We start from the raw sequence: 26,457 nt of genomic DNA, 5'->3' as shown, positions 1-26,457 counted from the left end.
CTGTACCGTGGCGATGGCGTTCCCGGCGTAGATCGGGCGCTTGAAGGTATCGGCGGACTCGACGCTGATGATTTCGGACAGCTGACCCACGTCGAGCAGCGCGGCCACGCGCGGCATGACATCCTTACTGGTGGTGCCGGCCGGGGCCAGCAGATGGCTGTAGCCGGTGGCCAGCTCCACGATCAGCTGTGACAGGTTCTCGGCCAGGCCGTGCGCATAGGCCGGGGCATCGGCCAGCAGCACCTTGGCGACACCGGCAGCCTTGGCGGCCTCATCGGCCACGGCGCCACAGCCGCTGCCGGCGACCAGCAGGGTGATGTCGCCGCCGATCTGCTGGGCGGCGTTCAAGGCGCTCAGGGTGGCGGGATTGAGGGCCTGATTGTTGTGTTCGGCGATCAGTAGAATGCTCATATCCGTCCCCTCAGATCACTTTCGCTTCGTTCTTCAGCTTGTCGACCAGCGCGTCGACGCTGTCCACCTTGATCCCGGCCTGACGCGCGGCCGGCGCTTCCACCTTGAGCAGCTGGATATGCGACTTCAGCTCGACGCCCAGGTCGGCCGGGGTCTTCACCTCCAGCGGTTTCTTCTTCGCCTTCATGATGTCCGGCAGCTTGGCGTAGCGCGGCTCGTTCAGGCGCAGGTCGGTGGTGACGATGGCCGGCAGATCCAGAGACAGGGTTTTCAGACCGCCGTCCACCTCGCGGGTGACGATCGCCTTACCGGTATCAAGAGTGCCTTCGACCTTGACTGCGGAGGCGAAGGTGCCCTGGGGGCGGCCGGTCAGTGCGGCGAGCATCTGCCCGGTCTGGTTGTTGTCGGAGTCGATCGACTGCTTGCCGAGGATCACCAGGCCCGGTTGCTCGGCCTCAACCACCTTGGCCAAGAGCTTGGCTACATTGAGCGGTTCCGGCATCGCCTCGGTGTCGATCTGGATGGCGCGGTCGGCCCCCAGGGCCAGCGCCGTGCGCAGCTGCTCCTGCACCGCTTTCGGGCCGATGGAGACCACGATCACCTCGGAGGCAACACCGGCCTCTTTGAGGCGGATCGCCTCCTCGACGGCGATCTCGCAGAAGGGGTTCAGGGCCATCTTGACGTTGGCCAGGTCCACATCGCTGTTATCCGCCTTGACGCGTACCTTGACGTTGTAATCGATGACGCGTTTAACCGTAACCAGTATTTTCATAACATTACCCAGTGGTTTTTTTGGCTGGATTATCGAATGACGGTGGTGTCGTTGGCCTGTTTTAGTATTTCGCAGGCACGTCGAATGACAGGGGCATCCACCATTTTTCCATCTACTTGGAACGCTGCTTCGGCACTTTCTGCTGCGACTAGGACACGCCGCGCCCAATCGATCTCAGCCTCATCGGGACTAAAGCCTTGGTGGACAGGTGACAATTGCCGGGGGTGAATGCAGAGCATACCGGCAAAGCCCATTTCCGAGGCCCGTTGTGCGAATTGCTCAATAGCAACTTCATTGTCGATAGAGGGAAAAACAGTCTCTATAGGTGGAGCGAGCCCCGCGACATTGGACTGTAATAGGAGGTCGCACCGTACCCGATCTAACACTACTTGAGCGCCTATCGTGTCGGGCTTGATACCAATATCAACACCTAGGTCCAATGCACCAAGGCAGAAGCGCTCAACTCCTTTCACTCTGGCCATTTTGGGCAGTTCGGTAACGCCAAGCGCCGTTTCTACTAACGGCCAGATCGGTTTGCCGGTTTCTGCGGCAACCTGCAAAATTTCGGCACTTTGTGCCTTGGCGAGCATGATCGCTTTTACACCCGGTAGTTGGCGGCACAGCTCAAGGTCGTATGTGAAATGTTCTGTACTGGCTGCGTTGATGCGCACGATCACGGCAGCCTCGATGTTGATCTCGAGGTACTGCTTCAGTGCTTCCCTCGCTGCTGCCTTCTCGGCTGGTGCTACGGCATCCTCAAGGTCTATGACTACAACATCGGCACCGCAGGAAAGAGCTTTGCTAAAACGCTCGGGGCGTGAAGCTGGCACGAACAGAACTGAACGAACTTTGTTGGAAACTGTCATGACGGTTTTCTCTTAGATCACGGATGCAACTTTCAGCTGGTGGATATCGTTCTCGCTATAACCCAGTGAGGAGAGGATATCGTTCGTATGTTCTCCCAATGCCGGTACAGCATCCATGCGAGGCGCATAAGCACTATTGATACCGGGCGGAGCTAAGGCGGGCAGTTTGCCGCTGGGACTGTCGATGCAGGTCCATCGTTGACGTGCTCTTAACTGAGGGTGATCCCATACGGCATGCATGTCATTGACACGGGCGTTGGCAATACGGGCTTTGTCCAGTCGAGCAACGACTTCTTCGGATGAGAGTGTGCTGAACGTTTCATGAATGAGCTGACGAAGAATGGCTCGATTCTCTGAGCGCTTGTAGTTGGTATTGAAACGTTCGTCATCAGCCAGCTCAGGTTGTTCGAGGACTTTTTCACAGAACGAGAGCCATTCACGTTCATTCTGCAAGCCAAGCATTACCGAACGGTTGTCGCCTGCCATGAATGGACCATAGGGATAGATGGTTGCGTGAGAAGCTCCGGCTCTGGCGGGAGGCTCAGCACCTTCAAAGGCATAGTACATGGGATAACCCATCCACTCGACAAGACTTTCGAGCATGGATACATCAATGCTGCTGCCTTGTCCTGTATGTTGGCGATGAATGAGAGCCGACAATACATTGGTATAGGCGTACATTCCCGCTGCTATATCTGCAATTGAGCAGCCGGCTTTGGCCATCCCGTCGCTCCCCGGCAGTCCACTGGTGGAGAGGAACCCGGCCTCGCTCTGGATAAGCAGGTCGTAAGCCTTTTTATCCTGATATGGGCCACCTTCACCATAGCCTGAAATATTGCAAACGATCAGTCGCGGGTAGCGTTCGTGCAGCTGATCAAAAGATAGCCCGAGGCGTGCGGCAGCTCCTGGTGCAAGGTTCTGTACAAGGACATCTGCGGTTTCAAGAAGCGACTCCATGACCGGTTTGGCCTGCTCCGACTTGAGATCAAGCGTGAGACTCTTCTTGGATCTGTTGGTCCAGACGAAATGGGATGAAAGTCCATGTACTCGTTGATCATAGCCGCGTGCAAAATCGCCACTGCCAGGTCTTTCTACCTTGATGACATTGGCCCCAAGGTCGGCTAGCTGGCGAGTACAGAAGGGGGCTGCAATGGCATGCTCAAGGCTGATCACATTGATGCCATTGAGCGGAGCTGTGTTTGATTTGTAATGCATCGTACTGCCGCCTTTATTGAGGATTTGGGTTAATCCCCGGATTGATTTGCAAACCGGGGTTGCTGAATCAGAAAGAGCGGGGGAGTTCCAGCAGGTGCTCGGCCACGTACGACAGAATCAGGTTGGTTGAGATGGGGGCAACCTGATAAAGGCGGGTTTCGCGGAACTTTCGCTCGACATCGTATTCGCAGGCAAAACCGAAACCACCATGGGTCTGCATGCAGACATTAGCTGCTTTCCACGATGCTTCAGCAGCCAGGTATTTGGCCATGTTGGCACTGGCACCGGCCTTCAGGCCGTTATCGTATTCATGGCATGCCCGCCAACGCATCAAATCGGCAGCTTCAATGTCGATATGGGCTTGAGCTATGGGAAATTGAATGCCTTGGTTTTTGCCGATAGGACGTCCAAACACTTCGCGCTCGCGGGCATAGTTTGATGCCTTCTCAATGAACCAGCGGCCATCACCAATACACTCGGCCGCTATCAACGTACGTTCGGCGTTGAGGCCATCTAGAATGTAACGGAACCCCTTACCCTCTTCTCCGATCAGGCATTCGGCAGGAATCTCAAGATTATCGAAGAATAGTTCGTTGGTTTCGTGGTTAACCATGTTGGCGATGGGCTGTACGGTCATGCCGTTTGCCATCGCATGCTCAAGATCGACCAAAAAGATCGACATTCCTTCAGACTTACGGGTAACTTCCGCCAGTGGAGTCGTACGGGCAAGCAGGATCATGAGATCAGAGTGTTGGATGCGGGAAATCCATACCTTCTGGCCATTAATAACGTATTTATCACCCTTGCGGACAGCAGTTGTTTTGATTTTTGTGGTGTCGGTACCAGTTGTGGGCTCAGTGACCCCCATGGACTGGAGTCGCAACTCACCGGCAGCAATTTTGGGCAAAAAGCGTTGTTTTTGCTCCTCACTGCCATGACGTAGCAAAGTGAACATGTTGTACATCTGTCCGTGTACGGTTCCGGAATTGCCGCCACAACGGTTTACTTCTTCCAGAATTACCGAAGCCTCAGATAGCCCCAGACCGGAGCCACCGTACTCTTCCGGAATCATGGCGGCAAGCCAGCCGGCCTCAGTCAGTGATTTCACAAACTCATCGGGAAAGCCTCGCTTTTCATCAACCTCTCGCCAATAGGCTGAGTCGAAACTAGCGCAAAGACTACGCACGCCTTCGCGAATAGCATTGAGTGAGTCGATATCGTGCTGGAACATCAGTAAGTCTCCTTATATTGGAGTTTCGCCGTATGTGCAGGCCCATGTTTATTGAAAGCCCAAAGCACAGCGGCACCGTCTTCGTCATGCTTTCCGGAAACCCTGAACTCTTCCTCTGCAGTTAATGGCTTGAGACCTCTATAGGACAATAGAACCGGCTTCAGCTTGGGGTTTGCGTCAGTGAATGCTTTGACCATTAGGGTTGCGATTAACGGTCCATGAACCACGAGATCCGCATAGGATTCTTCACCCGTCGTGTAAGGCCAGTCGTAATGAATACGATGCGCATTGAAGGTGACGGCTGAATAGCGGAACAACAGTGTAGGGGTTGGCTCCACAGTCTCGATCCAGTCAAATTCTTCCGCGAAAGGCTCTGACTTTTTTGTAACAGGGGCGGGTGGGCGATAAACAATATCCTGCTCTTCGCTTATACACAGTGTGCCCTGTTGGATAATTTCATGGTGCACGGTAACGAAGATTAGCTTTCCCGTGCTCCCTTCCTTTTCCGTAACCCTGGTAATAGTCGACTCACGTACCGCTTCGAGGCCAACTTTTAGTGGCTCCAAGAACTTCACTCGCCCACCCGCCCACATGCGAACAAAACCATTTATGCCGGGGATAAAAGTATTCGAGTTGGGGTGTCCATCTGGACCAAGGGCATTTTGATGTGCAGGTTCTTGAAAGAAAGCCCAATGCCAAAGGGGCGGAAGCTCGTCGTATTTTTTCAGTGTCGGCTTACAGAAAGTAGCACTCAGTCGATTACACAAAAGTTCAGAGATTGTGTCTTGTGTCTGGTTTTTTTTATCTAGCCAGTTATCGATTGATTTAATAGTCATGAAGTCTCTCCTGTATTAATTTTAGTTTGGTACAACAGGGAGATTATTGAAATCCTATATTCTAGAAGTTACCCTTTTGAAAAAAAGAAGGGTCTGTAATGAATAGCAGCTATACCATTTTTGAATTAAGCTAATTGAATAGCTGTTATTATGACTCGAGTGTATTTACTTTATGAGTCAGCGGAATGTTCTAATATGGCTTCTATGAGCGCGTGGCCGCATTGAGGCATGGAATCGCGATCCTTTAAGATCAGGCAACGTCTGCGCCTTGCCCAAGCCTCGGATAACTTTATGATTTGGAGCTCCATCGTTTGTATATACCGCAGAGCACATGACTCAGGAACTACGCCGACACCAACACCGGACTCGACTAGTCTGCATACGGATTCGAATCCGAATACCTGAACTCTTGGTTTAAATACCTCTCCGGTCTCTAAAGTGATGGCTTGCAAGAAAGTGAAAAGGCTGCTGGCTTCATGCAAACAAATATGAGGTTCGGTTAAACTGTCAAAAAAACTTATCGTCGAGCATGAGCTAAGCGGGTTTTGCTTGGCCGCGACGAGTACCAGGTTGTCTGTTGCGAATGGAATGACTTCAAGGCCGGTACCCTTAATTAGATCTGACACTATGCCGAGATCTGCGGAGCCTTCACAAACAGTCCTGATGATATCTCGGTTCGATGCTTCCTGAAGATCAATTGTGACACCAGGTCTCTGCGCAAGGAAGCTGGTCAGTACGCCGGGTAAAATTTCGGTTATGGCAGTTGTGTTGGCTAGAATGCGTAGATGGCCTGAGTGATCGTTTTCAAGACCAGAAAAATCCGCCTTGGCAGCTGCTACCCTTAGAAGTATTGATCTTGCGTGCCTGAGTAAGCGAGTGCCCGAGGGGGTTAATCTTACACCACGAGTTTCTCGGTAGAAAAGTCTGCAGCCTAGTTGCTCTTCGAGTCCTTTAAGGCGCGTACTGGCTGCGGTCAGAGAAATATTGCTGCGCCTCGCGCCTCTGGTCAGGCTTTCGGATTCTGCAATGCTGATAAAAAGCTCAAGGTCCCGGAAGTCAAAATGCATGGTTATCTCCGGTCATTATCATTGGGGGGGAACGGCCCTATTAAGGAAAAAAACTCGAATAGAAGGAAGGAAAGTGTAACGATTAATGCTGTAGCAATAGATAAAATAAAAGCGCTTAGAGGCGACAAAAAGGTTGCTAGGTGGGAAAGAGCAAGTAGAAAAGAAAAAATGCTTATCATGCCTGTCTGTGCAGTCGCTAGGGTAGTCTTGGCGACGTCTGGACCATGACGATAATGAAGCGTTATCACGATTATGGTTAGACCTATAGGGAAACCAACAATGACACCTGATAGAGACGCGCCTGTATAACTGGTAAGGCCTGTTCCCGCACCGACGAGAATACCGGCAGCAACGGCTTTGTATGCTATATCGAAACAGGTACTCTGATTTTGCCTGTGAATTGTCGCCTGGACTTGGCTTGCTAAAATTTTTACCGTGATGTAGGTCGCTGCGAACAGCATAGATGACAGGAGAACCGACTCAACGTTGGTTTGCAATAACGCTACGGATATTAACCAAGCTGCTGATGACAAGACCAGTGCCAATGAAAGTGGAGTAAGGTGAGGTAGCAGCTGATAGAGTGCTGTAAATAGCAGAGTTGCAGTCATTGCATTCATTGAAGATAAGGCGGCGCTAATAATGAATGCAACATCATTTTCCGTAACAAGGAAAAAGTAAGCGGGTCCTACCACGACTGGTGCACCCGCCAAAATACCGCCAAAACGTGGGCCGAAGCGTTCAACCCCTTTGGCAACAGAGATGATTACCAGTGCGGTTAAAAGAGCCTTGGATGTAATGGCTAGAAGCATTTAAATAACCTTCGATACTTTTATGGGAATAAGATTCGAATAGCAATTCCGTTATGCTCTTAGCCGCATGGAGTGGCAATCCCTTACTGATCTAAAAACATGCATGAGGTCAGGATCGATTGACCCCAGGCATGTTCGACAATAGTGCTACCCCAGCGCGCGTGGAAGAAACAGCGCTATATCTGGAAACGCAACCAACAAAATGCCCATCACAACCATCATTAGTACATAAGGTAATGCACCGACCATGACATCATTGAGGGAGCCTTCCCTTCGAACTCCTTGAACAACATAGAGGTTGAGACCGACTGGTGGTGTGATCAGTGCCATTTCAATCAGCAGGATAACCAGAACACCAAACCAAATAGGGTCGTAACCAAGTGAAATAATTACCGGTGCAACTATTGGTAGTGTAATTACCATCAGAGAAAGTGTTTCGAGAAAAAATCCCAATACAATGTAAAGCGCGATAATCAGCAACAGTGTGTTGAATGCATCCATACCGCTTGTATTGATGAAGGATGAGATTTCCCGAGTGACTCCAGAGGATGCCAGTACGAAGTTGAGGAAATAAGATGCGACTATGATCAACATGATCATGCCAGTCGTTTTCATGGTCCCTTCTATTGCCTCGATCAACATGTCGATCGTCAGTGTGCGATATAGTGCGGCTAATAACAGCGCACCAGCAACGCCTATCGCAGCCGCTTCGGTTGGAGTTGCCCAGCCGGCGTATATTGATCCAACTACGATGATGAAAAGTGAGAGGACCGGGAGCAGTTCTATCAGACCTTTGAACCGCTCCGACCACGTATGACGACGCTTGGGCCCTCCCAGCGAAGGAAGTAGTGAACAGATGATAGCCGTACCAATCACGAAAATAATTGCCAGCATCAACCCTGGGATCAGGCTGGCAGCAAACAATTTGGGGATCGAAGTCTCGGTAATGAAGCCATAGACGATCAAGTTAATAGAAGGGGGAATCATTATTCCCAGAGTACCGCCTGCTGCAATTGAACCAGTGAACAGTCGGCTGTCATAACCAAGTAGCTTACCTTGGGGCAGGGCGACGGTTCCAACAGTCGCAGAGGTTGCGACACTGGAGCCGGAGGTGGCTGAAAAAAAGGTTGCGGTACCAATATTGGCGTGTAACAGCCCGCCTGGCAGCCAGGAAAGCCAAGATTCAAGAGCCACGTAGGTGTTTTTGGCTACACCTGAGCGAACCAGTAATTCGCCTAGAAGAACGAAAAGTGGAATGGCGATTAATAAAAAACTGTCAGATGCGGACCAGAGAACGTCTCCGAAAGCCAGATATAGAGGGAAAGGTGAAAAAAAATAGTCAATTGTAATCGCAAGTATAATCAGAGTAGCCGCAACGGGCACACTTAATACAAGCAATGCCAACAGCGTCATTATCGATGCAATAATCATGATATTAGTTCCTCGCAACCTCGTTTACATGGTCCTCTACCGAAGGGCTGGACAGCATGTGGCTGAACTTTTTCTGATCCTGCTGAAGTAATGCGACCAGAGCGCGCAGAAGGAGAAGAGAGACCGAGAAAGAGAACCACATGAATCCAAACATCCAGAGGAACTGAGGTATCCATAGAGGAGCCATCAAGGGAGAGTTCGAATGGGCATCTGACTCATAGGTGTCTAACGTAACGCTAAAGACGGCATCAGTTGCAAATATACTGATAAATACAAGACTAAAAATAGCGAGTATGTCCAGAAAGTTTCGTACCTTATTGCAGCTTTTTAGATAAAAAATATCAATTCTTATATGAGCCTTTTCAAGCATTGCATAAGCAAAAGACCAGCTTGCTATTATAGCCATAAAATAACCGGATATTTCAGTAGCTGGAATAATAGAAAGGCTAGCAACCTTTCTGAATAAGATCTCTGCAACGATCATAAAAACCGATGCGAGAAGGATAATACCACCTAGCCTTGCAATCCAGCGTGTAACTTGATTTGCTCGATTGATGGTGATATCAAGTAATTTTGCTATATTGTTAAGCATTACTTTTACCTGGTTAAATTTTTTCTTAGTTCTTTTGAAGCATCCATTCTAGTCACCTTACTACATAGCCTGTTTTTAATAATTTCATTATGTTTTATTAGTACAACTCTAAAAATAAGCCCCATACCCTTTATTTTAAAACAGTGGTGTAAATGGGGCTTAGGTGAACGTTCTTTATCAGTCGGCAGACTTTTGTGCGGTCAAGCCTGTCGCAGCTCCAATGGTGCTATTCCACTGGCTAACGGATTCGCTGCTTACACGATTAGCCCAAGCTGGAATAACCTTTTCTTCCAACCTGCTGGCAGCATAGGCGACATCAGAGTCACTTGTTGCGACTAGAGTCATGGAAGCGGCGTTACCGCGTTTACAGTTCCCCTGGCCTGTCAGGCAGTTAATGCCTTCCTCAAAATCGGCCTGAGCGGCATCCCAGACCTTGTTTTCATAATCGATTGTTTGGGTCTCCAGCCATGCTTGAGTATTCGCGTCCAGAGACCTCCATTTCTTGCCGCTCATGACGGTGACGACATGGTCCCAGCCACCGACTGCAAGCGGGTATAGGTGAGTCGTTACTTCATACCAGCCGCCGTTATAGCCAGACAGCGGTGCAGTCACGGCGCAATCAATCACTCCCCTCTGCAATGCACCCGTTACTTCATTAAAGTTCAAAGTAACCGCTTGGGCGCCGAGGGCTTGGAGGAACTCGCCTGTGGTACGACCGCTTGCACGGATCTTTTTGCCTTTGAGGTCATCCAGTTTTGAGATTTCGGTATTGCAGAACACCATCTGAGGACCATAGGGAACAACAGCAAGAAGTTTAGCGCCGTCATAATGTTGGGAAATCGCCTCTGCCATGATTGGGCGGTAGATGTTGCTCACTTCTCTGGCCGTATCAACGCGTGGAGCGATCATCGGCATGTCCAGACCTTCCAGTTCGGGTGCATCTTCTACGGAGTAGCCGGCAACAGTTGAACCGACATCGAAGAGACCCTTAGCCAGCAGTTTTAATACTTCACTACCATTGAGACCCATCTCAGCGAATGTGGTTACCTTAGTACTAATTTTATCGCCAGAGGCTTTACTGAGTTCCTGTTCCCAGAAAGGGCCTTCAAAATTCTGAAATAGTGCAAGGCTTCTAAATGTACCAACATAACTCAAGCTTTGTTCAGAAACTTGAGCTGCCTGGGTAGCGGAAGAAGCAACTAAACCACTAAGCACCAGCGACTTGGTGATATTTGTAAGTGTCTTATTCATCGTGTGAGCCTCTTGTTTTGAAAGCATTCTGCTGAGATTTAACACTAGTTCTGAGGCCTTTGGGTTTCAATGATATAACTGTGTATCAGGTATGTGCTTTTGTTATAGCTTGGGATTGTCGTACTGTGATTAACTTTAATCATTACTGATGAATTTTAAGAGGTTTCCAACTATGGATGCGATAATTCCTTTTGCGGATCATGTGGTTAGCCGTTCTTATGTAGACTTCTCCACGGAAGCTATAACGGCCGCTAAGACATTTTTGCTGGATGCACTTGGTGTCGGCATTTCGGGTGTGCATGGCCAATGGGGGGATGAGCTCAGTGAAACTATCCCGCTCTGGGGAAGCGGCAACGATAGTAGGGTGCTCGGTCGCGGTACACGACATCCTTGTGCCATTTCAGCATTGGCTAACGCCTTTCAAATTCATAATTCTGAATTTGACTGTGTACATGAAGGTGCGGTCGTTCACCCCATGGCGTCAATTGTCGGTGCCGTATTGGCAGTTATTGATCGTGAAGGGGGGGTGTCTGGTCAGCGTCTCATTGAAGCGATTGTCCTAGGGGCAGATGTATCTTGTGGAATAGGCGTAGCATCCAACTCGCCACTTCGTTTTTTTCGACCAGGTACAGCGGGTGGTTTTGGTGCTACGGCAGCTGTTGCCAAACTGCTTGGTTTTGATAAGGAGACTTTGCTTAATTCGTTTGGAACCTTATACGGGCAGACCTGCGGCACCATGCAGTCCCATGAGGAAGGTAGCATGCTGTTGGCCCTTCAGATTGGTTTTAATACTCGAAATGCCGTTGTTTCCTGTGATCTTGCTGCCCGCGGTCTTGTTGCACCGCGTAACGTATTGGAAGGGCGTTTTGGCTTTTTCAACCTGTTTGAAGGTGAGTACGATATTGCTCCTGTTATCTCGTCATTGGGGCACAGTTGGCGAATAGAAGAGGTATCTCACAAGCCCTTCCCAACTGGGCGAGCTACGCAGGGTGCTATTGAGGCAGCAATCAGGCTCAAGCAGAAACATTCTTTCGATGTTGAAAACATACAAACGGTTTATACGCATGTAACACCGTTAACGGCAAGGTTGGTGGGGCGCCCGATGGTACCAGGGATGGCTCCCAACTATGCAAGGCTGTGTCTACAGTACAGTGTCGCTCGTGCTTTGTTGCAAGGGGCTCTGGAGCCTGGCGACTTTCGCACAGAAGTACTTGATAATCAGTCTGTTTATAAGTTGGCCCAGCGCGTCAATGTCATAGTTGAACCGAATGATGATCCTAATGCTCTTGGCCCTTCTTGTGTTCAGTTACTCATGCGTGATGGCCAGAAGTTGGGCATGGCGATTGATGATATGCCAGGCTCTCCATCCAACCCATTGACTCGTGACCAGCACCTTAACAAATTCAGGAAAAACTTGGGATTGGCTCCGGGGGCCGTTTCTGAAAATGCGGCGGAACGCGTCATTGCGTTGGTCGACAATCTTGAGCATGTTCAAGATGCCCGTGCTCTACTTGATCTGCTGTGTCCGGTGTGAAGCACGCTGTTGTACTCAGGCCGAGATAATAAAGAGACCATGAGATGTCTGAAAATTTAATTGCCGTTTTAGAGCAAGATGTTGGCCAGGCTGCTTGTGAACAAGCTGCATACCGTTTGCTCGACTGGTTGGGTTGTGCACTTGTTGGTGCAAGGGAAGAGCAGGGCTTAGCTGTTATCAGATACGCCAAAACACTGCCAGAAGGCAATGTGGCTTGTATCGGGGGTGGTAAAAGGGAGGCGTCAACGTCAGCTTTTGTCAATGGTGCATTAGGGAACATTCTGGAAATGGATGATCTGCACCGTATGGCGATCGTTCACCCGGGAGACACGGTCATCCCCGCGGTGCTGGCGGTCGCACAGCGCGAGTTGAGTACGTCAGGTGAATTGCTCAGAGCTATCGTTAGGGGTTACGAAGCTGCGATTCGCGTTGGCGAGGCTGCAGGCACTGAACATTACCGGTATTGGTACAGTACAGCGACCTGTGGTGTATTTGGTGCAGCAGTGGCAGCTGGAAGCCTGATGTCTTTAGACCGCGATAAATTGTCTGACGCGGTTGGTTTGGCAGGGATGCAGTCCAGCGGACTTTGGCAGTGCCGCCTAGAAAAGGGTTTTGCCAAGCAATTGGCTTCTGCAAGGGCCGCACAAAGCGGTGTCTTAGCTGCCGACCTTGCAAAGTGCGGATTTCCTGCTCCTAGACAGATTATCGACGGACGCCTTGGATTACTGGCGGCGACTTCAACGAATAGCCGCGTGGAGGCACTCACTAAAACAGGTAGCGAATGCTGGAAAGTTGGAGAGGTCAGCGAGAAGCCATGGCCTGGATGTCGCCATACGCATCCTGTCATTGAGGCTGCGCTACGTTATCGCGTAAAACTCTCTCTCGATAAGATCTCCCATGTTGAAGTGTATACTTACAAAAGTGCGGTGGATTTTTGTGACGATGCGATGCCGGATACACCACACCGTGCCCGGTTTAGTCTTCAGCATGCATTTGCCATAGCTTTTATTAAGGGGGAACCGGAGCTGAGTGACTATGTTGGAGAAGTATTAGCTGATACAACTATTGATACGTTGCGAAGCAAGGTAGCGGTTTTTGAGTCGCCTGATCTAAGTGCTGAATTTCCGCACCGCTATGGTTGCCGGTTAATTGTGTACACTGAAGATGGAGAATGTATGCGGGAATCGATTCTCTCAGCAAAGGGCGATCCAGAAAACCCGGTCGACGCGAGTGCCAGCCGCAGAAAGTTTAGGAGTTTAGCTGCTCATGCGGGGCTCACTGATGAGTTTGCACATGATCTTGAGCAAACAATCCTTGGCTTGCCCTCTGAGCATTCTTGTTCATCTAAGCTCTTCGATGGGTTAGAGGCGCTGATTGATCTGTGATTCGACCAATGCTTGCAACCCGATAGGTTGCTTGCACTCTGACGTGTAGTCTCAACATTTCCTACATACGGATAACCTTGCCTAGAGAGGCTATGATTAAGTCCTTATTTTATCTGCGATGCCCTATCGCCGCAGCTGGTACTCATTTTCGGCGTAATGCTCCTGCTATTTGCATCGTTGAGCGGACCTGTACCTAGGCACTGGGTCGTCAAGATAATGGTAATCCGATGGTCTTAGCATGAGACTAACGCTTGAAGCCAGAAGCCAGTTCGTTCATTTCTAATGCTACGTTCCGCAGGGCGCGGGTAGAGGCAGACGAACTCAGGGCCTGTTTCAGGTTGCTGGTCGACAGTTCGGAAATATTAATCACCTGTCGATTGATATCCTCTGATACCTTAGCCTGTTCCTCAATGGCTGACCCCATCTGAAGTGACATATTCGCAATAGTGCTCATCATTTCAGAAATATCATTCAATAGCTGGCTGGCCTGCTGTACCTGTGACAATCCATCGGTCGCTTCCTGTTCTCCTTCTTGCGCCACTTCAACGGAACGACGTGTGTGTTCCAGCAGTTGAGGCACAATGTTATGGATCTCCTGCGTGGATCTCTGAGTTCTCTGGGCAAGCTGGAGCACTTCGTCAGCGACGACGGCAAATCCGCGACCATGCTCGCCGGCACGTGCAGCTTCTATTGTCGCGTTAAGTGCAAGCAGATTGGGTTGATCCGTTATCTGCTCAATAAGCTCGCGGCCTTGGCAATCCGCTCAGTTTGGCCGGCCAGAGTGGTGACTACGCTCAAAATAGTACGCACAGTGTCCCTCAGCCGGGCGATCGACTGGCTGGTGTCGGCTGCAAGCTCACGTCCCCGGCTGGCAGTATTGTTCGAGCTTTCTGCATGCTTGGCCGTTTGATGTACGTGCCTCGAGACTATCATTGATAGTGGCGTTCATCTCATGCACGGCAGTGGCCACCTGGTCGGTCTCATGCTGTTGTTGACGCATGGCATCAAAGGACTTTTCGGACATCTCAAGGCTAGCTATTACCTGTTTGGATACAGTTTGTGCCGCATCATCTATACGAGCCAGCACTGTATTCAGGTCGACTTGCTCACTCCTAATGGCTACTTGCATCTGAGCCGAAAGGCCGGAGTCTCCTGCATAGGTGGCGGAAGCTACAGGGTGCCTGAACGCTGACGGCATCATTTTTAGCAATGTAGCGAAGCGTTGACGTTCCTGTTGCTGTTGGATGAACAACGAGCCGAAAGTAGATAGCGCCAGCAGCCCGAGGCTTCCTTCTGGCTGGTCGGTGATTGCCAGCGCGGTACTTAGGGTCACACCAGCGTCTAAGCTCAGCCATGACCAGGGAGCGGAGCGTGTTATTAGGATGCGAGCGGATCGGTTGAGCGCAGAATAGACTTATTTCGCACGTGCCACATCTTCGCAATTGGGACATACACGGACGGATTCATAGCCTACGATTTGACCCTTCTCGGTGATAGGAGTTACGTAGGCATCGACCCAATAAAAGTCGCCATTCTTGCAGCGGTTCTTGACCAGTCCCATCCAGGGACGATCTACATTGAGATGCTCCCACATCACCTGAAACGTCGCCTCTGGCATATCAGGATGGCGGACAAGGTTGTGGGGCTGGCCGATGAGCTCTTCGCGGCTGTAGCCGCTCACCTAAACAAACAAATCATTGCAGTGGGTGATAATTCCTCTTGTGTCTGTCGTTGAAATCAGATTTAAACTGCTATCAAAACGACGTTCATTTAACGTTACTGGCACTTTTTTCTCATGGATACCCCGCTTCGATTTTTAAAACAGTGTATCAATTCATGTTGCGTAATTGAGAGGTGACTAAAGAAAACCAGTCTTTTTGGAAATATATTGGGTAAGGTAAGTAGCCTTTTAAATAAAGGCCGAGAGTGGACATGCCTTAAACACTATATTTAGGAATTTAAAAAATGGAGCTGGACGGCCAGCTCCATGTTGATCTTATGTCAGGAGTCTGAAAGGTACTAAGGTGTAAACCGTAGTCAAATTTTGTCTAGATTTTGCGGGTCTGTTTTGGAACTTTTATCCGAGAATGTCGATTAGAGTAGTAATATTTTCTATATGTTCAATCTCCCAAACCATATCGAGAATTGTTTTGGCTTGGATGGGATCGATAACGCCCTCTGCACAATCCAAAAACTTATCCTCTAACTCGCTAGGAGACATAGGGTTGTTGGGACCGCCACGGTATGCCTCATTAGCCCATTTTTCGAAGATTTTGCCGTCTTTAGTGATCACTTCCACCCGTGAGCGTATCTGGTCGTAGCCCATAGCTTCGATTTCTGGGTCCAGATTGGTATTAATTCTCTGTTGCATCTTCTGGCTTTCTGCTGAGTTCACGAACTCGTCAGTGAATTCTTTTTTGCCTGCTTGGCGACGCAAAATAATTGCTGCAAGCAAGAACGCCATGCAGAACTTCCCTTCTAGCTCTGTTTTTGCAGTTCTGAAGCGAATAGGGTTAAGGATATTGGATGCTGCATGGAGGGTAACACTCTCAATATCAGAAGGTTGAAGATTGTTCTCTTCCAGGAGGAACTTGAGTGCGTCCATCGAAGGATGTGTCAACACGCCACAGGGGTACGGTTTAATGCTTACACCTGGTTCGGCTATGGAGAACGGTGCCCCGAAGCGACCTGATACATACTCCGGTTCACCACCACGCCCGGCAACGGAAAGGTATCCCCAGGGGCCATCAAGAGCTTCAGTGTTGAAGGTGAAGCCTAATTGGCTCAAGAGTGCACTTGTCACCCCATTTTCCGCAGCACGGCCGACATGCATAGGCTTGCCCATGGTCCCGAAGTTTGCTCGGATGCCGGAAGCCATAGAGGCTGCCCCGCCTATGGCACGAGCAATACCTGCTTCATCTAAACCGAGCAGTTTGGCAGCAGCAACAGCGGCACCGAAGGTGCCGATAGTACCACTGGTATGGAATCCGTGCTTGTAGTGATCCGGATTAATGGCCTCGGCGATTTTGCACTCAACTTCGAAGCCTGCGATGAAAGCAGTAACAAACTGCTCCCCAGTTACATCCCCGAGCATGTCCGAGATTGCCAAGGCTGCAGCGAGTGGCGGAATGGTTGGGTGAGTGAGGAGACCGTACTGGCGGCCGGGTGATTCTGCCAGCTGTGTATCGTCCCAGTCCATCGCGTGGCCAACGATACCATTGAAAAATGCTGCCTGAGGAGCAGAAACTCGTACTTTGTCATTGCCAATAGTTCGTGCCTGGGCGGGACCTTTTACACTATTAATGTATTTTTTTGTAACTGTAGCGATTTCTTGATCGGATCCACCCAGCATTACGCCGAGCCCGTCAATGATGCACCGGCGGGCAATACGCAGCGCTTCATCTGTAATCATGTCAAACGTGAGGTTTGCAGCAAATTTTGAGGCTTCTAAAGTGAGGGTTGAGGTTTTCATTTTCATTCCTGTGATAGGGTATGTTAGCGGGGGGCGGTTTCCCAACTGCTCAGCAGTGACTGTTGGTCACAAACCAAGCCGAAACGTGCATTCACGTTTTTCAAGGTAGCGTTGTGTAATTCTTGATCCCAGGAGGCGCACAGGTCAGAGGGTACGCAGACGTAGTAGCCCAACTCGAACCCGTCACGTAAGGTGCTTTCTACACATACGTTAGTAGAAACACCTACCGGGACCACCGTTTTGATGTCATTTGCGCGCAGTACCATGTCCAAGTTAGTCCCCTTGAATGCGCTGTAACGATGTTTACGGATTTCAATTTCGCCCTCTAGGGGCGAAAGTTCATCAATGAAGTCAGCACCGTCGGAACCTTCCATTGCAATGCGGTCGGAAGCATAGGTTGATCGGCGCCGCTGGCTTAACCAAGGAGGAGTGTCGCTGAAGTGATGATGAAGAGTGTTAAACCCAACATGGCAGACAAGAACTCCGAACTCTCTAGCCTTCTTCAACGTTTTCTCAAGTGCCGGAATCATTGACTGAACCGCATCAAGGGGTCTACCTGCCTTACTAGCAGCATAGCCATCAATGCAGAAATCCTTTTGCATATCGATGATCAGCAGGGCGGTGTGCTTAGGATCGGCACGCTCAGCTAGCGTATTCAGGATTCGCGCTTCTGCGTTGTTTTGCTTAATAGTCATGGTTCTTGTACCAATCGAAAATCTGGGATCCAGTCATGAAAACGACCTCTTTGTGTTGCTGCAATAGATCAAGCATGCGCTCGAAATAGGGAAAACGATGTGCGACACCCATCAGATGTGGATGTAAACCAATTCCGAGGACTTTCGGTTGGCCTCGCTTGAGCTCGGGGGCAAAACAGTCCAGCGTATCTTGAAGACGGTTGAAAATTTCATCGGAACGGTGTTTTTCGACTGCGTAGACAACACTGTCGTTAATTTCCAGGTTGTAAGGCATCGCAAGAAGCTGACCTGAGGCAGTGTCAAGCCAGCATGGTGCATCATCTACTGGCCAGTCACAGACATAGTCAATTCCTGCTGCGCGCAAGTGATCTGGAGTGTCATAGCTTTCTTTCAATCCTGGGCTGAGCCAGCCTCGGACTTTCTTACCGGTAAAGCTCTCGAGACGTTTTATCGAGTTCGTGATGAGTTCGCGCTCGCTGTCAGAATCGGTAGCCTGAAGGCTTTGCTGGTGGTATCCGTGTCCAATAAACTCCCAACCTGCGTTTCTCACTGCCTCGGCACATGCCGGGTATGCGTCGATAACTCCTGCGTTGATGCTGGCGCTAGCAGGAATGCCCCGATCTTGAAGAGTGCTAAGTAGCCGTGACATGCCGACACGCATGCCATACTCCGCCCAAGAGTAGTTTGGAACATCGGGAACCTTTTCGACTCCGTGTGGAGCAGAGAGAAGCTTGCGTGGAATTGGACTATCGAATCTCCAATGTTCTATATTTACAACTATATGAACAATAAGATTTTTTCCGTTTGGTCCGGGCGGCAGGCTTCTCTGGTGAGATAACTCATATCGGATTCGTGACTTCGGAAGCATTGTCTTTCCGTCTTTTTAGTGTTTGGTCATGGTTCGGTATTTTTTTATATTACATGATGGTGGCTAGGTGAGCGTTTCCTTAATCGTTTACCAGTTATGCTGAAAGCGTATATCATCCATGTCCACTTTGTTTTGCTGATTTTTACTTTGCAAATATCATTGGCTTGTGTATTTTTTGGAACATCAGGCCAGCGCGATAATCTAGTGAAGCTGTCGATTTATGAATTCGGATAAAAAGAGGGCGAAAATGGAGCTAAGGCAGTTAAAATATTTTGTTGAGCTTGCTCGTGCTGGAAGTATGTCTCGCGCTGCCACTCTACTTTCAGTTGCTCAGCCGGCTATCAGTCGTCAACTTAGAAGCCTTGAAGAAGAAATGGGATTGGCGCTCTTCACACGGACAGGTCGCGGTGTGGAGCTCACGGATGCTGGCAGGGTTCTTCTTGAGCGTGCGAATAGCATTATCGAAAATGTAAATGAATTAAGTGAAGAAGTAAGGGGATTGAAAGGAGTTGTGTCAGGTAAGGTCCGCATTGGCTTACCGCCCACGGAAAGTCAGTTTTTTGCAGCACCCTTGGTTCTCAGAATTAATGAAAAGTACCCAAACGTATCTCTGCAAATCGTTGAAGCGTTTAGTGGTGACGTAAATGAGTGGCTAGCTACAGGTAGAATCGATCTGGCGCTTTTTTATAAAACCTCTCGCTCTTTACAGGTTATCTGCGAGGGATTGGTTGATGAAAGCTTATATCTTGTTTCTTCACGTCCTTTTATCGGCAATGACCGCGATTTAAGTTTCGAAGAAATATCAGAGTTTAAATTAATATTACCCAGCGCTCGGCATGGTTTGAGATCAATCATTGAGCGAGTAGCGGTGCAGTTTAATGTTGCCCTCGATGTAAAATTTGAAGTGGACTCGTTTCTCGCAATCAAGGACTTGGTGCGTGAATCTGTTGGTTTTACTGTATTGCCTTATATGTCGGTAAAGCACGAAGTGGAGCTTAAAGAGCTCTATGTAAGGCGTATTTCACCGACACAAATGTGTCGGTCGCTGGTTATGAGTATGTCTACTCAGCATACATTGACACAGGCGACGCGCACCGTAGCTCGTGAATCGCGGGAGTTGGTGCATGAGCTGGTCAAGGCGGGCGCCTGGGTTGGTGTTATATAACTGATCATCGCCTACAATTGACCGAATACGCTGCATAGTGGGTTTGCTCATGGCGGACTCTTCGAGTTACTAAAGGGCTCTGAGCGTTCTTTTACTGTGGGTTGGAGCGGTTGCTATACTTCAGTCCCGCTACGACCAGTAGGACGCCCAGCCAGATAGTTAAAGGGTATTCTTCGTTAAACCAGATGACGCCAATGATTAAGCCGAAAATGGCTGCTACGGCCCCAAGTTGACTGTAGAAAACTGGTGTAGCACGCTTTTGGATCTCAAAGGCACAGACGTATGTCAATGCCGTAAGTACACCCTGAAGTGAGACGATCTTTACCAGTCCTGGTCCAAAATCACCGGAGATGAGCGGTGTATTTGTACTCAGTGCAAATAGGGCAAGTGTTATTGCGCATGCCAGTAGAGTGCCGGAGGCCAGCGTCATTGGAGTACTATGTTTGGGCCAGGCGAGGGAACGGTAGATATTACCAACCGAGAGTGCGCCAGGAATCAGTAACCCCAGTATGTACCAGTGAAAACTGAATTTTCCTATATCTGATTGGCGCTGGAATATGATCCAAATGCAGGCCAGAACTGCGAGTGTTAGACCCAGTATTTTTCCCCAGTTATGTTTTTCAAGCCCCATAGACACGGCAATTAGGAAGGTGAAAACAGGTGGTAGCGCATACATGATGCCAGTGAAGCCTGCACCCAGCTTGGTCACCAAGTAGAAGGCCACTACGTTTGGTATTGCAATTCCGGTAAGTCCGCTAACTAGAAAATATATTAGAAGTGCGTTCTGGGTCATGGAGCGCAGTGGCCCGGCGCGGACTAGCAGGAGTGCGCCTGCAATAAGCGTTTGCCAGAATGCATAGGTAATAGCAGGCATGCCTTGTGTAGTGGCTGTTTTAGACAGCGCCAACATTAATGCAATCAGGAAGCCATTGGCTATCAGTAGGCCCCAAGTCAACCTTAAGGAAGAGGTGTTGGAGTGGTGGGCCAAAGCAGCCATTTTCTGTACTCCAGGCTGATGTTAAAGATGTCGTAATGGAATCATGAATGAACTGGTTGCGTTTTTAATTGGAAGTAATGGAAAAATACTAATTCTAATTTGGAAAAAGTTTGCGGAGGGAGAGGATGGCAACAGATAAACTGGCAGCCATGAAAGTATTTCAGCGAGTGGCCGAACTGGGTAGTTTTACTCGGGCGGCTGAAGATCTTGGGATTACTGCTGCAACAGTTAGCAAGCATATTGCATACCTTGAACAAGGTCTTGAAACGAGACTGATTAATCGCACAACACGAACAATGAGCCTCACAGACGCAGGCCGGGTGTTCTTGCGTAGGACTCAGGCTTTGCTCAATGACCTAGAGGAGGCAGAGTTGGAAGTACGAGGGCTGGAGCAGGAGCCGCGAGGAACGATCCGCCTGAATGTTCCAATGTCCCTCGGTCTTGCTCATATTACAGAGGCTATAGACAGTTTTCTGCTGCTTTATCCCGGTATAGATATTGACCTCCAACTCAATGATCGAATGATTGATCTGGTTGAGCAGGGGGTTGATATCGCCATTAGAGTTCGAAGAGAGTTGTCCGATTCGACCCTGCGTGCCCGTCCGTTAAGAAAAGCCAGAAATGTCGTTTGTGCAGCGCCTGATTATCTTATGAAGCGCCGGGATATTCTTATTCCTGCTGATTTGATGGATCACAACTGCCTTACGTTTAGCCTCCACGAGCGACCCAAGGTTTGGGTTCTGGGGGGGGAGGAAGTGTCTGTGAAAGGTAATTACAAGACAGACAGTAGCCTGGCTATGCGTCAAAGTCTATTAAGAGGGGTGGGGGTGGGTTTCCTACCACGTTTTCTGGTACAGGAGGACATTGAATCAGGGAGGCTAGTTCCTCTTCTGCAAGGCTACCCCGCGCAAAGTTACACTATATTTGCACTTTTTCCACCCGGCAGCAGACAGTCAATCAAGGTCCGAATGCTGGTGGATCACTTGAGTGATCATTTGGCTCGCAAGCAATGCTGGGACGACCCCGGGAAGGGGGAGGAAGAAAATGGCTAGCAGTTTATTTGTTCCAAATTAGAAAGAGTGTCCTTCCTTTTTGTTTGTTTATAGTATTTTTGTCTTCTCTTAGAGTTGTTGTGTACTTAATTTACGCAATGAAAAGTCACGTTATAAAATATTTTTATGTCCCGAGTTCGACTTTGGTTGATAATCCGGGCTCATATCATGAGGCTAACCATGAATATAAATGAGGCATTAGACTGGCGTTATGCCGTTCGTGAGTTTTCTAACCAAAAATTGGAAGATGATGAAGTTGAAAATTTAATAGAAGCTACACGTAAGAGTGCGTCGTCGTATGGGTTACAGCCATATAAATTGATTGTAATTAAGTCCACTGCTATACGGCGGGATTTGCTTCCGCATTCCTTTGGTCAGCGAAAGGTATTAGATTGTTCTCACTTGGTAGTTTTAGCCGCTTATACTGACATTGGAGACCATACGGTTGATCGATATATCGATCAGCTTATGAAAGTTCGAGGTGTGTCCTATGATGACATTGCCGGTTATGCTTGCCATATGAAAGATGCCTTGTCAGCGAAGACGAATAGAGAGAAACGCGAGTGGGCCCACCAACAAGCATATATTGCACTAGGGACACTGTTGACTGCGGCTGCTGCATTGAAAATCGATAGCTGTCCAATGACTGGGTTCAATCATGCTGCTTATGATGAGGTGCTTGGTCTGACAGACATGGGGCTTGAGGTTTCCTCTATTGTGTCTCTTGGTCACCGTAGCCCTGAAGATGTGAACGCGCAACTTCCAAAAGTTCGTTTTGATGATGAAGATATTGTTATTCGTTTTTAAATTAGTAATTAAATCATAATCTTCATGTTAATTGAGTATTTTTCTATTCGAAAAAGAAGTTATTAGATCAATTATATAACTCATGATATTTTATAGAATATGATATTGGGTCAATATGTTTGATTTAATGATGGCTAGCTAATAATAACGATATAGAATTGGTTGGTTTTATTAAGCAATAATGTATTTTATTGTGGTAAAAAACCGAGCTCAGCCACGTAGGCAACGGAATAGATAATGGATGATCAGCGCCAGTTATTCGACCTGACGGGTGATTATGTGGCCATCCTTGATAATCAATATCGGGTCGAATTCATGAACCTGTCTGGGCGGATTCTCTTAGGGGTATCAATAGATCATGACCTGAATGTCGAGCCTTTACACATTCGGCAGTTTCATGATGACGCCAGCTGGGAAGAGTTGCAGCAGTGTATTCTTCCCCGAACTCTTTATGAAGGTGCCTGGTCTGGCATCTGGCAGCTTCGTGCCCGCAGTGGAGAGCCCATCCCTGTGTGCTTGCGGGCGTTAGCCCATTTGGATGATCAGGGACAGTCAACTGGGCTGACACTGGTCTGCCAAGACCTGCGTCTGCAGCAGGCGTTTCAAGCACAGGAAGCTATGGTGACAAGGATTTTGGACGGCACCGTTGAGGGCATCATGGTGACAGATCCGCATGCCTCTATCCAGCGCGTCAATCGAGCCTTTACTCAGATAACCGGTTACCTGCCAGAGGAAGTGAAAGGGCGTAGTCCACGTTTTCTGCGCTCCAACCAACATGATCGGGATTTCTATGACAGCCTGCGCTCCTCGTTGAGGCAGGATGGGTTTTGGCAAGGGGAAATGTGGTGTCGCCGCAAGTCGGGCGAGGTTTCTCTGCAGAGTGTATCAATTAGTGCTTTGCGTAATGATGATGGATGCGTTTCCCACTATGTCGCAATTTTTCATGATCTAACCGATATGCGAGCCTGGGAAGCCGAGATTGCACAGTTGGCATTTGTGGATCCGCATACCGGTATGGGAAACCGGTATAGCTTGGTACAGACACTACGTCATAAGTTGGTGCGAGAACGGCTGGATCGCTTTCCTTTAGCATTGATTTGTGTGGATCTCGGGCAGCTTTCTCCGATCAATGATCGATTTGGCATTAAGGGCGGCGATGAGCTGATCCGTTTCCAGAGTCAAAAGCTTCGGCAGCTGGAAGGTCCGTTGCAGTTCTTTCGCTTGACCGGGGACGAGTTCGTGATTCTGGTTTCCGATGCATCAGACCTGACCAGCTTGGCCCGCTTTGCCGTTCAATGCGTTCAGAAATTGCAGGTACCCAACTATCTGCAGGGAGAGCAGATTAGGCTCAGCCCCTCCGTAGGAATTTCACTAGCACCGAAGGATGCTCGGGATACTGATGTGCTTCTGGCCTGTGCACAAACGGCGATGAATGCCGCGAAGCAGGCAGGGCGGGACTGTTACCGATTTTATGATGAAGGCATCAGTCATACCATGCGTCAGCGTCTAATGCTGGAACAGCAGCTACGGCTGGCAACACAGCCGGAGGCAGATCTGGGGCTGGAACTCTATTTGCAGCCCAAGGTAACGCTACCGGCGGGCCAGATTCAGGGGGCAGAGGCTCTGTTGCGCTGGAATCACCCCGAAAAGGGGATGATTGCACCAGCGGAATTTATCCCTCTGGCTGAGGAAAGTCGCCTGATCTTAGCATTGGACCGATGGGTGTTTGCTCGCACCTGCCGTACTGTGAAGCGGTGGCGCCTGTTGGGACTGAAAATGCCGCGCATCAGTATCAATTTATCAGCTCGTCATCTGCAGGAACCCGATCTTGTAAACTGGTGCGTCGAAACGGTCATGTCCTGCGGCTTGGTACCGGGGGATCTGGAACTCGAAATCACCGAAACAGCGTTTGTCAATCTGGCCGATATGGTCCTAAAGCAACTTGTTGCACTTCGTCATGCGGGATTCAGTCTGGCGTTGGATGACTTTGGTGCCGGCTACTCCAGCCTGACTTACCTGTGCAGGCTCCCGCTGGATGTGGTTAAGATCGACCGTGCTTTAGTCGCGGACCTTTGCCAGGATGAGCGTGCAGCCATCCTGTTGCGGGGTGTTGTGCAACTTCTGGACAGACTGGGCTTTTCTGTGGTGGCCGAAGGAGTCGAAACTGATCAGCAGGCAGACCTGTTGCATGCGATTGGATGCACAACCGGGCAGGGCTACCTGTTCTATCGGCCCATGCCTGCCGATGATTTTATAAGGGTATATCAGGATTACTGCATTGCTATAGATTTCTAACTATAAATTCTTAATACATTATTTACCCTACTTCTGCTCGACTCCCTCAGTGTGGGTAGGGTCACCAAGATTTGGTCCCTGTCGGTGTGACATGCAGGTGCGAGCCAGGGCTTTTCTATCAGTGAAAAATTGTCCATTTCCGTTGGTTTAATGTCTTTGCAGAGCTGGTCCGGATAGGTTGTCGGGATTTCGTTGTTGGCCATCAACTGTTCTATCACTCAGGCAGGATCAATACAGGAAAATATGTCTTGGAATGAAATGGGATCTTGTGGCACGTTAAATGACGCTAATATATTGTTATATATTGATTAAAAAATTTAGGCGATGGTGCGTTTGGGGGCTGTTTGAGACTGTGTGGGACTGACGAAAATCTGCATGGGGTGCAAGGGGACGCAGGTTCAAATCCTGCCGTCCCGACCATTATTAAGCTCATTATCTTAGCATCGCATTTTCTCACTTCGAGAAAGACTGAAGTCTAGCCGAGATCTTGCTTACTCCCAACGCTTGCTCAGCTCCACCAGATCCTTAACTACCATATCCGGTACGACATCCCATGGATCGAAGAGGCTGGCTGGATCACGCTGTACCCAGACTGCCTTAAGACCTGCGCATTTAGCGCCAATCACGTCCCAGGGGTTGCTGGATACCATCCACGTGTGTTCAGGAGTGCCATCTGTGCGTCGCATCAGGTAGCGGTAAACCCGCGGGCTGGGCTTGTATGTGCGCAGAGCATCGACACTGATTACATCATGCAAAAGAGGCAGCACGTCAGCGTTGTGCAACAGTCCACGTACGGCTGCTTCCGGACCGTTGGAGAATGCCACCAGAGTGTGTCCTTGTTTGCGCAGAGCTTCCAGACCCGTTATTACATCGGCAAAAGCGGGCAGTTGGCCGAACTTTTCCATCAGCCTCTGCTGGTCCTGATCGGACAGATTGAGTCCGAAACGGAGCAGACAATACTCTAGGGCTTGTCGGGTGCAGGTACCGAAATCCTGATACTGCTCCATCAATGCGCGCCGAAAGGCGTATTCCACTTTCTTCTCGTGCCATAGCTGGCCAAAGGCGCGCGCCTGGTCGCCGGCAAGTCCCTGCAGGTGGGTGCCCATCGCAACCGGGTCCACTAGGGTTCCGTATACATCAAATCCAATGGCATAAGGCATGGGTTGCTCCTTCGGCGCTGTTGAGTGCTTGTTCACGGGAAGTTTAGCCTGGCGTACATAGAGAGCTTTTTCAGCGCTATATGGCCCTCTGCCCGACTGTAGTCTAAACGGTCCAAAGGGCACAAAAAATTAGTCCTGATATGCGTTTTGGTTGCCTTCGTTTAGCCCCCGCCTGCAGTACGTTCCTCATATCATTTCCTTGTTCAAGCGTTTAACGGCAGAGCTGATAACGCGGTCGCATAATAAGAGGACGAGTAGATGGGCAAGCAAGAGCAAAAAGAGTTTGGTTTCGGCACACAAATCCGTAAATCTCCCTATTTCGACGCCACCGTGCGTTGGGGGGCGACCGGCTTCTCGGTCTATAACCACATGTATATTCCGCGTGATTTCGGTGACCCGGTACAGAACTTCTGGAACCTGGTAAACGATGCGATTCTCTGCGACGTCGCGGTAGAGCGTCAGGTTGAGATCACCGGGCCTGATGCTGCCAAGTTTGCTCAGCTGCTTACACCCCGTGACCTGTCAAAATGCGCCGTGGGTCAGTGT

At 49.5% G+C, this 26,457-nt stretch carries 24 protein-coding genes and 2 pseudogenes; 7 read left to right on the top strand and 19 right to left on the bottom strand.

All coding sequences use genetic code 11. The features are described from left to right. From IEX40_RS02275 to IEX40_RS02225, 11 genes and pseudogenes are all read right to left on the bottom strand, one after another. Positions 1-411 (bottom strand): annotated as a pseudogene (locus tag IEX40_RS02275) (electron transfer flavoprotein subunit alpha/FixB family protein); the annotation flags it as partial. A gap of 10 nt (positions 412-421) precedes the next feature. After that, a complete protein-coding gene (locus IEX40_RS02270; RefSeq protein ID WP_188745472.1) occupies positions 422-1,183 on the bottom strand; it encodes an electron transfer flavoprotein subunit beta/FixA family protein in 762 nt (253 codons plus the stop codon). A 29-nt stretch (positions 1,184-1,212) separates the two neighbouring features. Continuing rightward, on the bottom strand, positions 1,213-2,049 hold the full coding sequence (locus IEX40_RS02265; RefSeq protein WP_188745471.1) for an HpcH/HpaI aldolase/citrate lyase family protein: 837 nt from the start codon (positions 2,047-2,049) through the stop codon (positions 1,213-1,215). Between the two features lie 12 nt (positions 2,050-2,061). Further along, entirely contained in the window at positions 2,062-3,264 is a 1,203-nt protein-coding gene (locus tag IEX40_RS02260) for a CaiB/BaiF CoA transferase family protein (protein WP_188745470.1), read from the bottom strand. Positions 3,265-3,331: 67 nt separating this feature from the next. Then, a complete protein-coding gene (locus IEX40_RS02255) occupies positions 3,332-4,495 on the bottom strand; it encodes an acyl-CoA dehydrogenase family protein (RefSeq protein ID WP_188745469.1) in 1,164 nt (387 codons plus the stop codon). Then, positions 4,495-5,331, bottom strand: coding sequence for an HTD2 family dehydratase (locus IEX40_RS02250; protein WP_188745468.1), 837 nt, complete (start codon positions 5,329-5,331; stop codon positions 4,495-4,497). Before IEX40_RS02250 ends, IEX40_RS02255 begins: the two co-directional genes overlap by 1 nt. Before the next feature lie 170 nt (positions 5,332-5,501). Then, positions 5,502-6,398 (bottom strand): LysR substrate-binding domain-containing protein, encoded by an 897-nt coding sequence (locus IEX40_RS02245; protein ID WP_188745467.1) that lies wholly within the window; start codon positions 6,396-6,398, stop codon positions 5,502-5,504. Positions 6,399-6,400: 2 nt separating this feature from the next. After that, the gene (locus IEX40_RS02240; RefSeq protein WP_188745466.1) at positions 6,401-7,207 is read right to left on the bottom strand and encodes a hypothetical protein; all 807 of its coding nucleotides are present in this window, start codon (positions 7,205-7,207) and stop codon (positions 6,401-6,403) included. A 147-nt stretch (positions 7,208-7,354) separates the two neighbouring features. Further along, positions 7,355-8,638 carry a TRAP transporter large permease gene (locus IEX40_RS02235; protein WP_188745465.1) on the bottom strand — a complete coding sequence of 428 codons (1,284 nt, stop codon included), beginning with the start codon at positions 8,636-8,638 and terminating at the stop codon, positions 7,355-7,357. A gap of 4 nt (positions 8,639-8,642) precedes the next feature. Then, a complete protein-coding gene (locus IEX40_RS02230) occupies positions 8,643-9,230 on the bottom strand; it encodes a TRAP transporter small permease subunit (RefSeq protein ID WP_188745464.1) in 588 nt (195 codons plus the stop codon). A 177-nt stretch (positions 9,231-9,407) separates the two neighbouring features. Beyond that, positions 9,408-10,481, bottom strand: a complete 1,074-nt coding sequence (locus IEX40_RS02225; protein WP_188745463.1) for a TRAP transporter substrate-binding protein — start codon at positions 10,479-10,481, stop codon at positions 9,408-9,410. A gap of 172 nt (positions 10,482-10,653) precedes the next feature. On the opposite strand from IEX40_RS02225, the gene IEX40_RS02220 reads away from it, so the two are divergent. Together IEX40_RS02220 and IEX40_RS02215 are read left to right on the top strand one after the other, a co-directional pair. Continuing rightward, positions 10,654-12,015, top strand: coding sequence for an MmgE/PrpD family protein (locus tag IEX40_RS02220; protein WP_188745462.1), 1,362 nt, complete (start codon positions 10,654-10,656; stop codon positions 12,013-12,015). A 44-nt stretch (positions 12,016-12,059) separates the two neighbouring features. After that, positions 12,060-13,400, top strand: coding sequence for an MmgE/PrpD family protein (locus IEX40_RS02215; protein WP_188745461.1), 1,341 nt, complete (start codon positions 12,060-12,062; stop codon positions 13,398-13,400). Between the two features lie 244 nt (positions 13,401-13,644). On the opposite strand, the gene IEX40_RS22065 is transcribed toward IEX40_RS02215, so the two are convergent. From IEX40_RS22065 to IEX40_RS02195, 6 genes are all read right to left on the bottom strand, one after another. Beyond that, on the bottom strand, positions 13,645-14,091 hold the full coding sequence (locus IEX40_RS22065; protein WP_373286473.1) for a methyl-accepting chemotaxis protein: 447 nt from the start codon (positions 14,089-14,091) through the stop codon (positions 13,645-13,647). A gap of 165 nt (positions 14,092-14,256) precedes the next feature. Then, positions 14,257-14,733: a hypothetical protein gene (locus IEX40_RS22060; RefSeq protein WP_229680494.1), complete on the bottom strand. Its 477-nt coding sequence runs from the start codon at positions 14,731-14,733 to the stop codon at positions 14,257-14,259. 81 nt (positions 14,734-14,814) lie between these two features. Next, positions 14,815-15,081 carry a PAS domain-containing protein gene (locus IEX40_RS22055; RefSeq protein ID WP_229680492.1) on the bottom strand — a complete coding sequence of 89 codons (267 nt, stop codon included), beginning with the start codon at positions 15,079-15,081 and terminating at the stop codon, positions 14,815-14,817. A 396-nt stretch (positions 15,082-15,477) separates the two neighbouring features. Continuing rightward, complete coding sequence (locus IEX40_RS02205; RefSeq protein WP_229680490.1) at positions 15,478-16,872, bottom strand: MmgE/PrpD family protein; 1,395 nt, start codon at positions 16,870-16,872, stop codon at positions 15,478-15,480. Between the two features lie 23 nt (positions 16,873-16,895). Then, positions 16,896-17,567 (bottom strand): cysteine hydrolase family protein, encoded by a 672-nt coding sequence (locus IEX40_RS02200; protein WP_188745459.1) that lies wholly within the window; start codon positions 17,565-17,567, stop codon positions 16,896-16,898. Further along, positions 17,557-18,228, bottom strand: coding sequence for a polysaccharide deacetylase family protein (locus IEX40_RS02195; RefSeq protein ID WP_229680488.1), 672 nt, complete (start codon positions 18,226-18,228; stop codon positions 17,557-17,559). The genes IEX40_RS02200 and IEX40_RS02195 overlap by 11 nt, the downstream gene beginning before the upstream one ends. Before the next feature lie 427 nt (positions 18,229-18,655). Between IEX40_RS02195 and IEX40_RS02190 the strand changes: the two genes are divergently transcribed. After that, on the top strand, positions 18,656-19,600 hold the full coding sequence (locus IEX40_RS02190) for a LysR family transcriptional regulator (RefSeq protein ID WP_188745457.1): 945 nt from the start codon (positions 18,656-18,658) through the stop codon (positions 19,598-19,600). A gap of 91 nt (positions 19,601-19,691) precedes the next feature. Here IEX40_RS02190 and IEX40_RS02185 read toward each other — a convergent pair whose 3' ends face one another. Continuing rightward, a complete protein-coding gene (locus tag IEX40_RS02185; RefSeq protein ID WP_188745456.1) occupies positions 19,692-20,597 on the bottom strand; it encodes a DMT family transporter in 906 nt (301 codons plus the stop codon). A 125-nt stretch (positions 20,598-20,722) separates the two neighbouring features. Here IEX40_RS02185 and IEX40_RS02180 point away from each other — a divergent pair, with 125 nt between their 5' ends. The 3 genes from IEX40_RS02180 (at position 20,723) to IEX40_RS02170 (ending at position 24,751) form a co-directional block, all read left to right on the top strand. Then, a complete protein-coding gene (locus tag IEX40_RS02180; RefSeq protein ID WP_188745455.1) occupies positions 20,723-21,649 on the top strand; it encodes a LysR family transcriptional regulator in 927 nt (308 codons plus the stop codon). Between the two features lie 180 nt (positions 21,650-21,829). Then, positions 21,830-22,456: an NAD(P)H-dependent oxidoreductase gene (locus tag IEX40_RS02175; protein WP_188745454.1), complete on the top strand. Its 627-nt coding sequence runs from the start codon at positions 21,830-21,832 to the stop codon at positions 22,454-22,456. Between the two features lie 237 nt (positions 22,457-22,693). Next, complete coding sequence (locus IEX40_RS02170; protein ID WP_188745453.1) at positions 22,694-24,751, top strand: putative bifunctional diguanylate cyclase/phosphodiesterase; 2,058 nt, start codon at positions 22,694-22,696, stop codon at positions 24,749-24,751. A gap of 491 nt (positions 24,752-25,242) precedes the next feature. Here IEX40_RS02170 and IEX40_RS02165 read toward each other — a convergent pair whose 3' ends face one another. Continuing rightward, the gene (locus IEX40_RS02165; protein ID WP_188745452.1) at positions 25,243-25,911 is read right to left on the bottom strand and encodes a haloacid dehalogenase type II; all 669 of its coding nucleotides are present in this window, start codon (positions 25,909-25,911) and stop codon (positions 25,243-25,245) included. Between the two features lie 258 nt (positions 25,912-26,169). Here IEX40_RS02165 and IEX40_RS02160 point away from each other — a divergent pair. After that, positions 26,170-26,457, top strand: a pseudogene (locus IEX40_RS02160) (glycine cleavage system protein T); the annotation flags it as partial.

It is taken from the genome of Marinobacterium zhoushanense (assembly GCF_014641945.1).
GTDB classification, from domain to species: Bacteria; Pseudomonadota; Gammaproteobacteria; order Pseudomonadales; family Balneatricaceae; genus Marinobacterium_D; species Marinobacterium_D zhoushanense.
The sequence above is the reverse complement of the archived record's forward strand: the minus strand, read 5'-3'. Positions and strand labels throughout refer to the sequence as shown.

Excerpts from the sequence above, each read along its gene's own strand:
- IEX40_RS02270 (WP_188745472.1), bottom strand. The coding sequence starts at position 1,183 with ATGAAAATACTGGTTACGGTTAAACGCGTCATCGATTACAACGTCAAG.
- IEX40_RS02265 (WP_188745471.1), bottom strand. The coding sequence starts at position 2,049 with ATGACAGTTTCCAACAAAGTTCGTTCAGTTCTGTTCGTGCCAGCTTCA.
- IEX40_RS02260 (WP_188745470.1), bottom strand. The coding sequence starts at position 3,264 with ATGCATTACAAATCAAACACAGCTCCGCTCAATGGCATCAATGTGATC.
- IEX40_RS02255 (WP_188745469.1), bottom strand. The coding sequence starts at position 4,495 with ATGTTCCAGCACGATATCGACTCACTCAATGCTATTCGCGAAGGCGTG.
- IEX40_RS02250 (WP_188745468.1), bottom strand. The coding sequence starts at position 5,331 with ATGACTATTAAATCAATCGATAACTGGCTAGATAAAAAAAACCAGACA.
- IEX40_RS02245 (WP_188745467.1), bottom strand. The coding sequence starts at position 6,398 with ATGCATTTTGACTTCCGGGACCTTGAGCTTTTTATCAGCATTGCAGAA.
- IEX40_RS02240 (WP_188745466.1), bottom strand. The coding sequence starts at position 7,207 with ATGCTTCTAGCCATTACATCCAAGGCTCTTTTAACCGCACTGGTAATC.
- IEX40_RS02235 (WP_188745465.1), bottom strand. The coding sequence starts at position 8,638 with ATGATTATTGCATCGATAATGACGCTGTTGGCATTGCTTGTATTAAGT.
- IEX40_RS02230 (WP_188745464.1), bottom strand. The coding sequence starts at position 9,230 with ATGCTTAACAATATAGCAAAATTACTTGATATCACCATCAATCGAGCA.
- IEX40_RS02225 (WP_188745463.1), bottom strand. The coding sequence starts at position 10,481 with ATGAATAAGACACTTACAAATATCACCAAGTCGCTGGTGCTTAGTGGT.
- IEX40_RS02220 (WP_188745462.1), top strand. The coding sequence starts at position 10,654 with ATGGATGCGATAATTCCTTTTGCGGATCATGTGGTTAGCCGTTCTTAT.
- IEX40_RS02215 (WP_188745461.1), top strand. The coding sequence starts at position 12,060 with ATGTCTGAAAATTTAATTGCCGTTTTAGAGCAAGATGTTGGCCAGGCT.
- IEX40_RS02205 (WP_229680490.1), bottom strand. The coding sequence starts at position 16,872 with ATGAAAACCTCAACCCTCACTTTAGAAGCCTCAAAATTTGCTGCAAAC.
- IEX40_RS02200 (WP_188745459.1), bottom strand. The coding sequence starts at position 17,567 with ATGACTATTAAGCAAAACAACGCAGAAGCGCGAATCCTGAATACGCTA.
- IEX40_RS02195 (WP_229680488.1), bottom strand. The coding sequence starts at position 18,228 with ATGCGTGTCGGCATGTCACGGCTACTTAGCACTCTTCAAGATCGGGGC.
- IEX40_RS02190 (WP_188745457.1), top strand. The coding sequence starts at position 18,656 with ATGAATTCGGATAAAAAGAGGGCGAAAATGGAGCTAAGGCAGTTAAAA.
- IEX40_RS02185 (WP_188745456.1), bottom strand. The coding sequence starts at position 20,597 with ATGGCTGCTTTGGCCCACCACTCCAACACCTCTTCCTTAAGGTTGACT.
- IEX40_RS02180 (WP_188745455.1), top strand. The coding sequence starts at position 20,723 with ATGGCAACAGATAAACTGGCAGCCATGAAAGTATTTCAGCGAGTGGCC.
- IEX40_RS02175 (WP_188745454.1), top strand. The coding sequence starts at position 21,830 with ATGAATATAAATGAGGCATTAGACTGGCGTTATGCCGTTCGTGAGTTT.
- IEX40_RS02170 (WP_188745453.1), top strand. The coding sequence starts at position 22,694 with ATGGATGATCAGCGCCAGTTATTCGACCTGACGGGTGATTATGTGGCC.
- IEX40_RS02165 (WP_188745452.1), bottom strand. The coding sequence starts at position 25,911 with ATGCCTTATGCCATTGGATTTGATGTATACGGAACCCTAGTGGACCCG.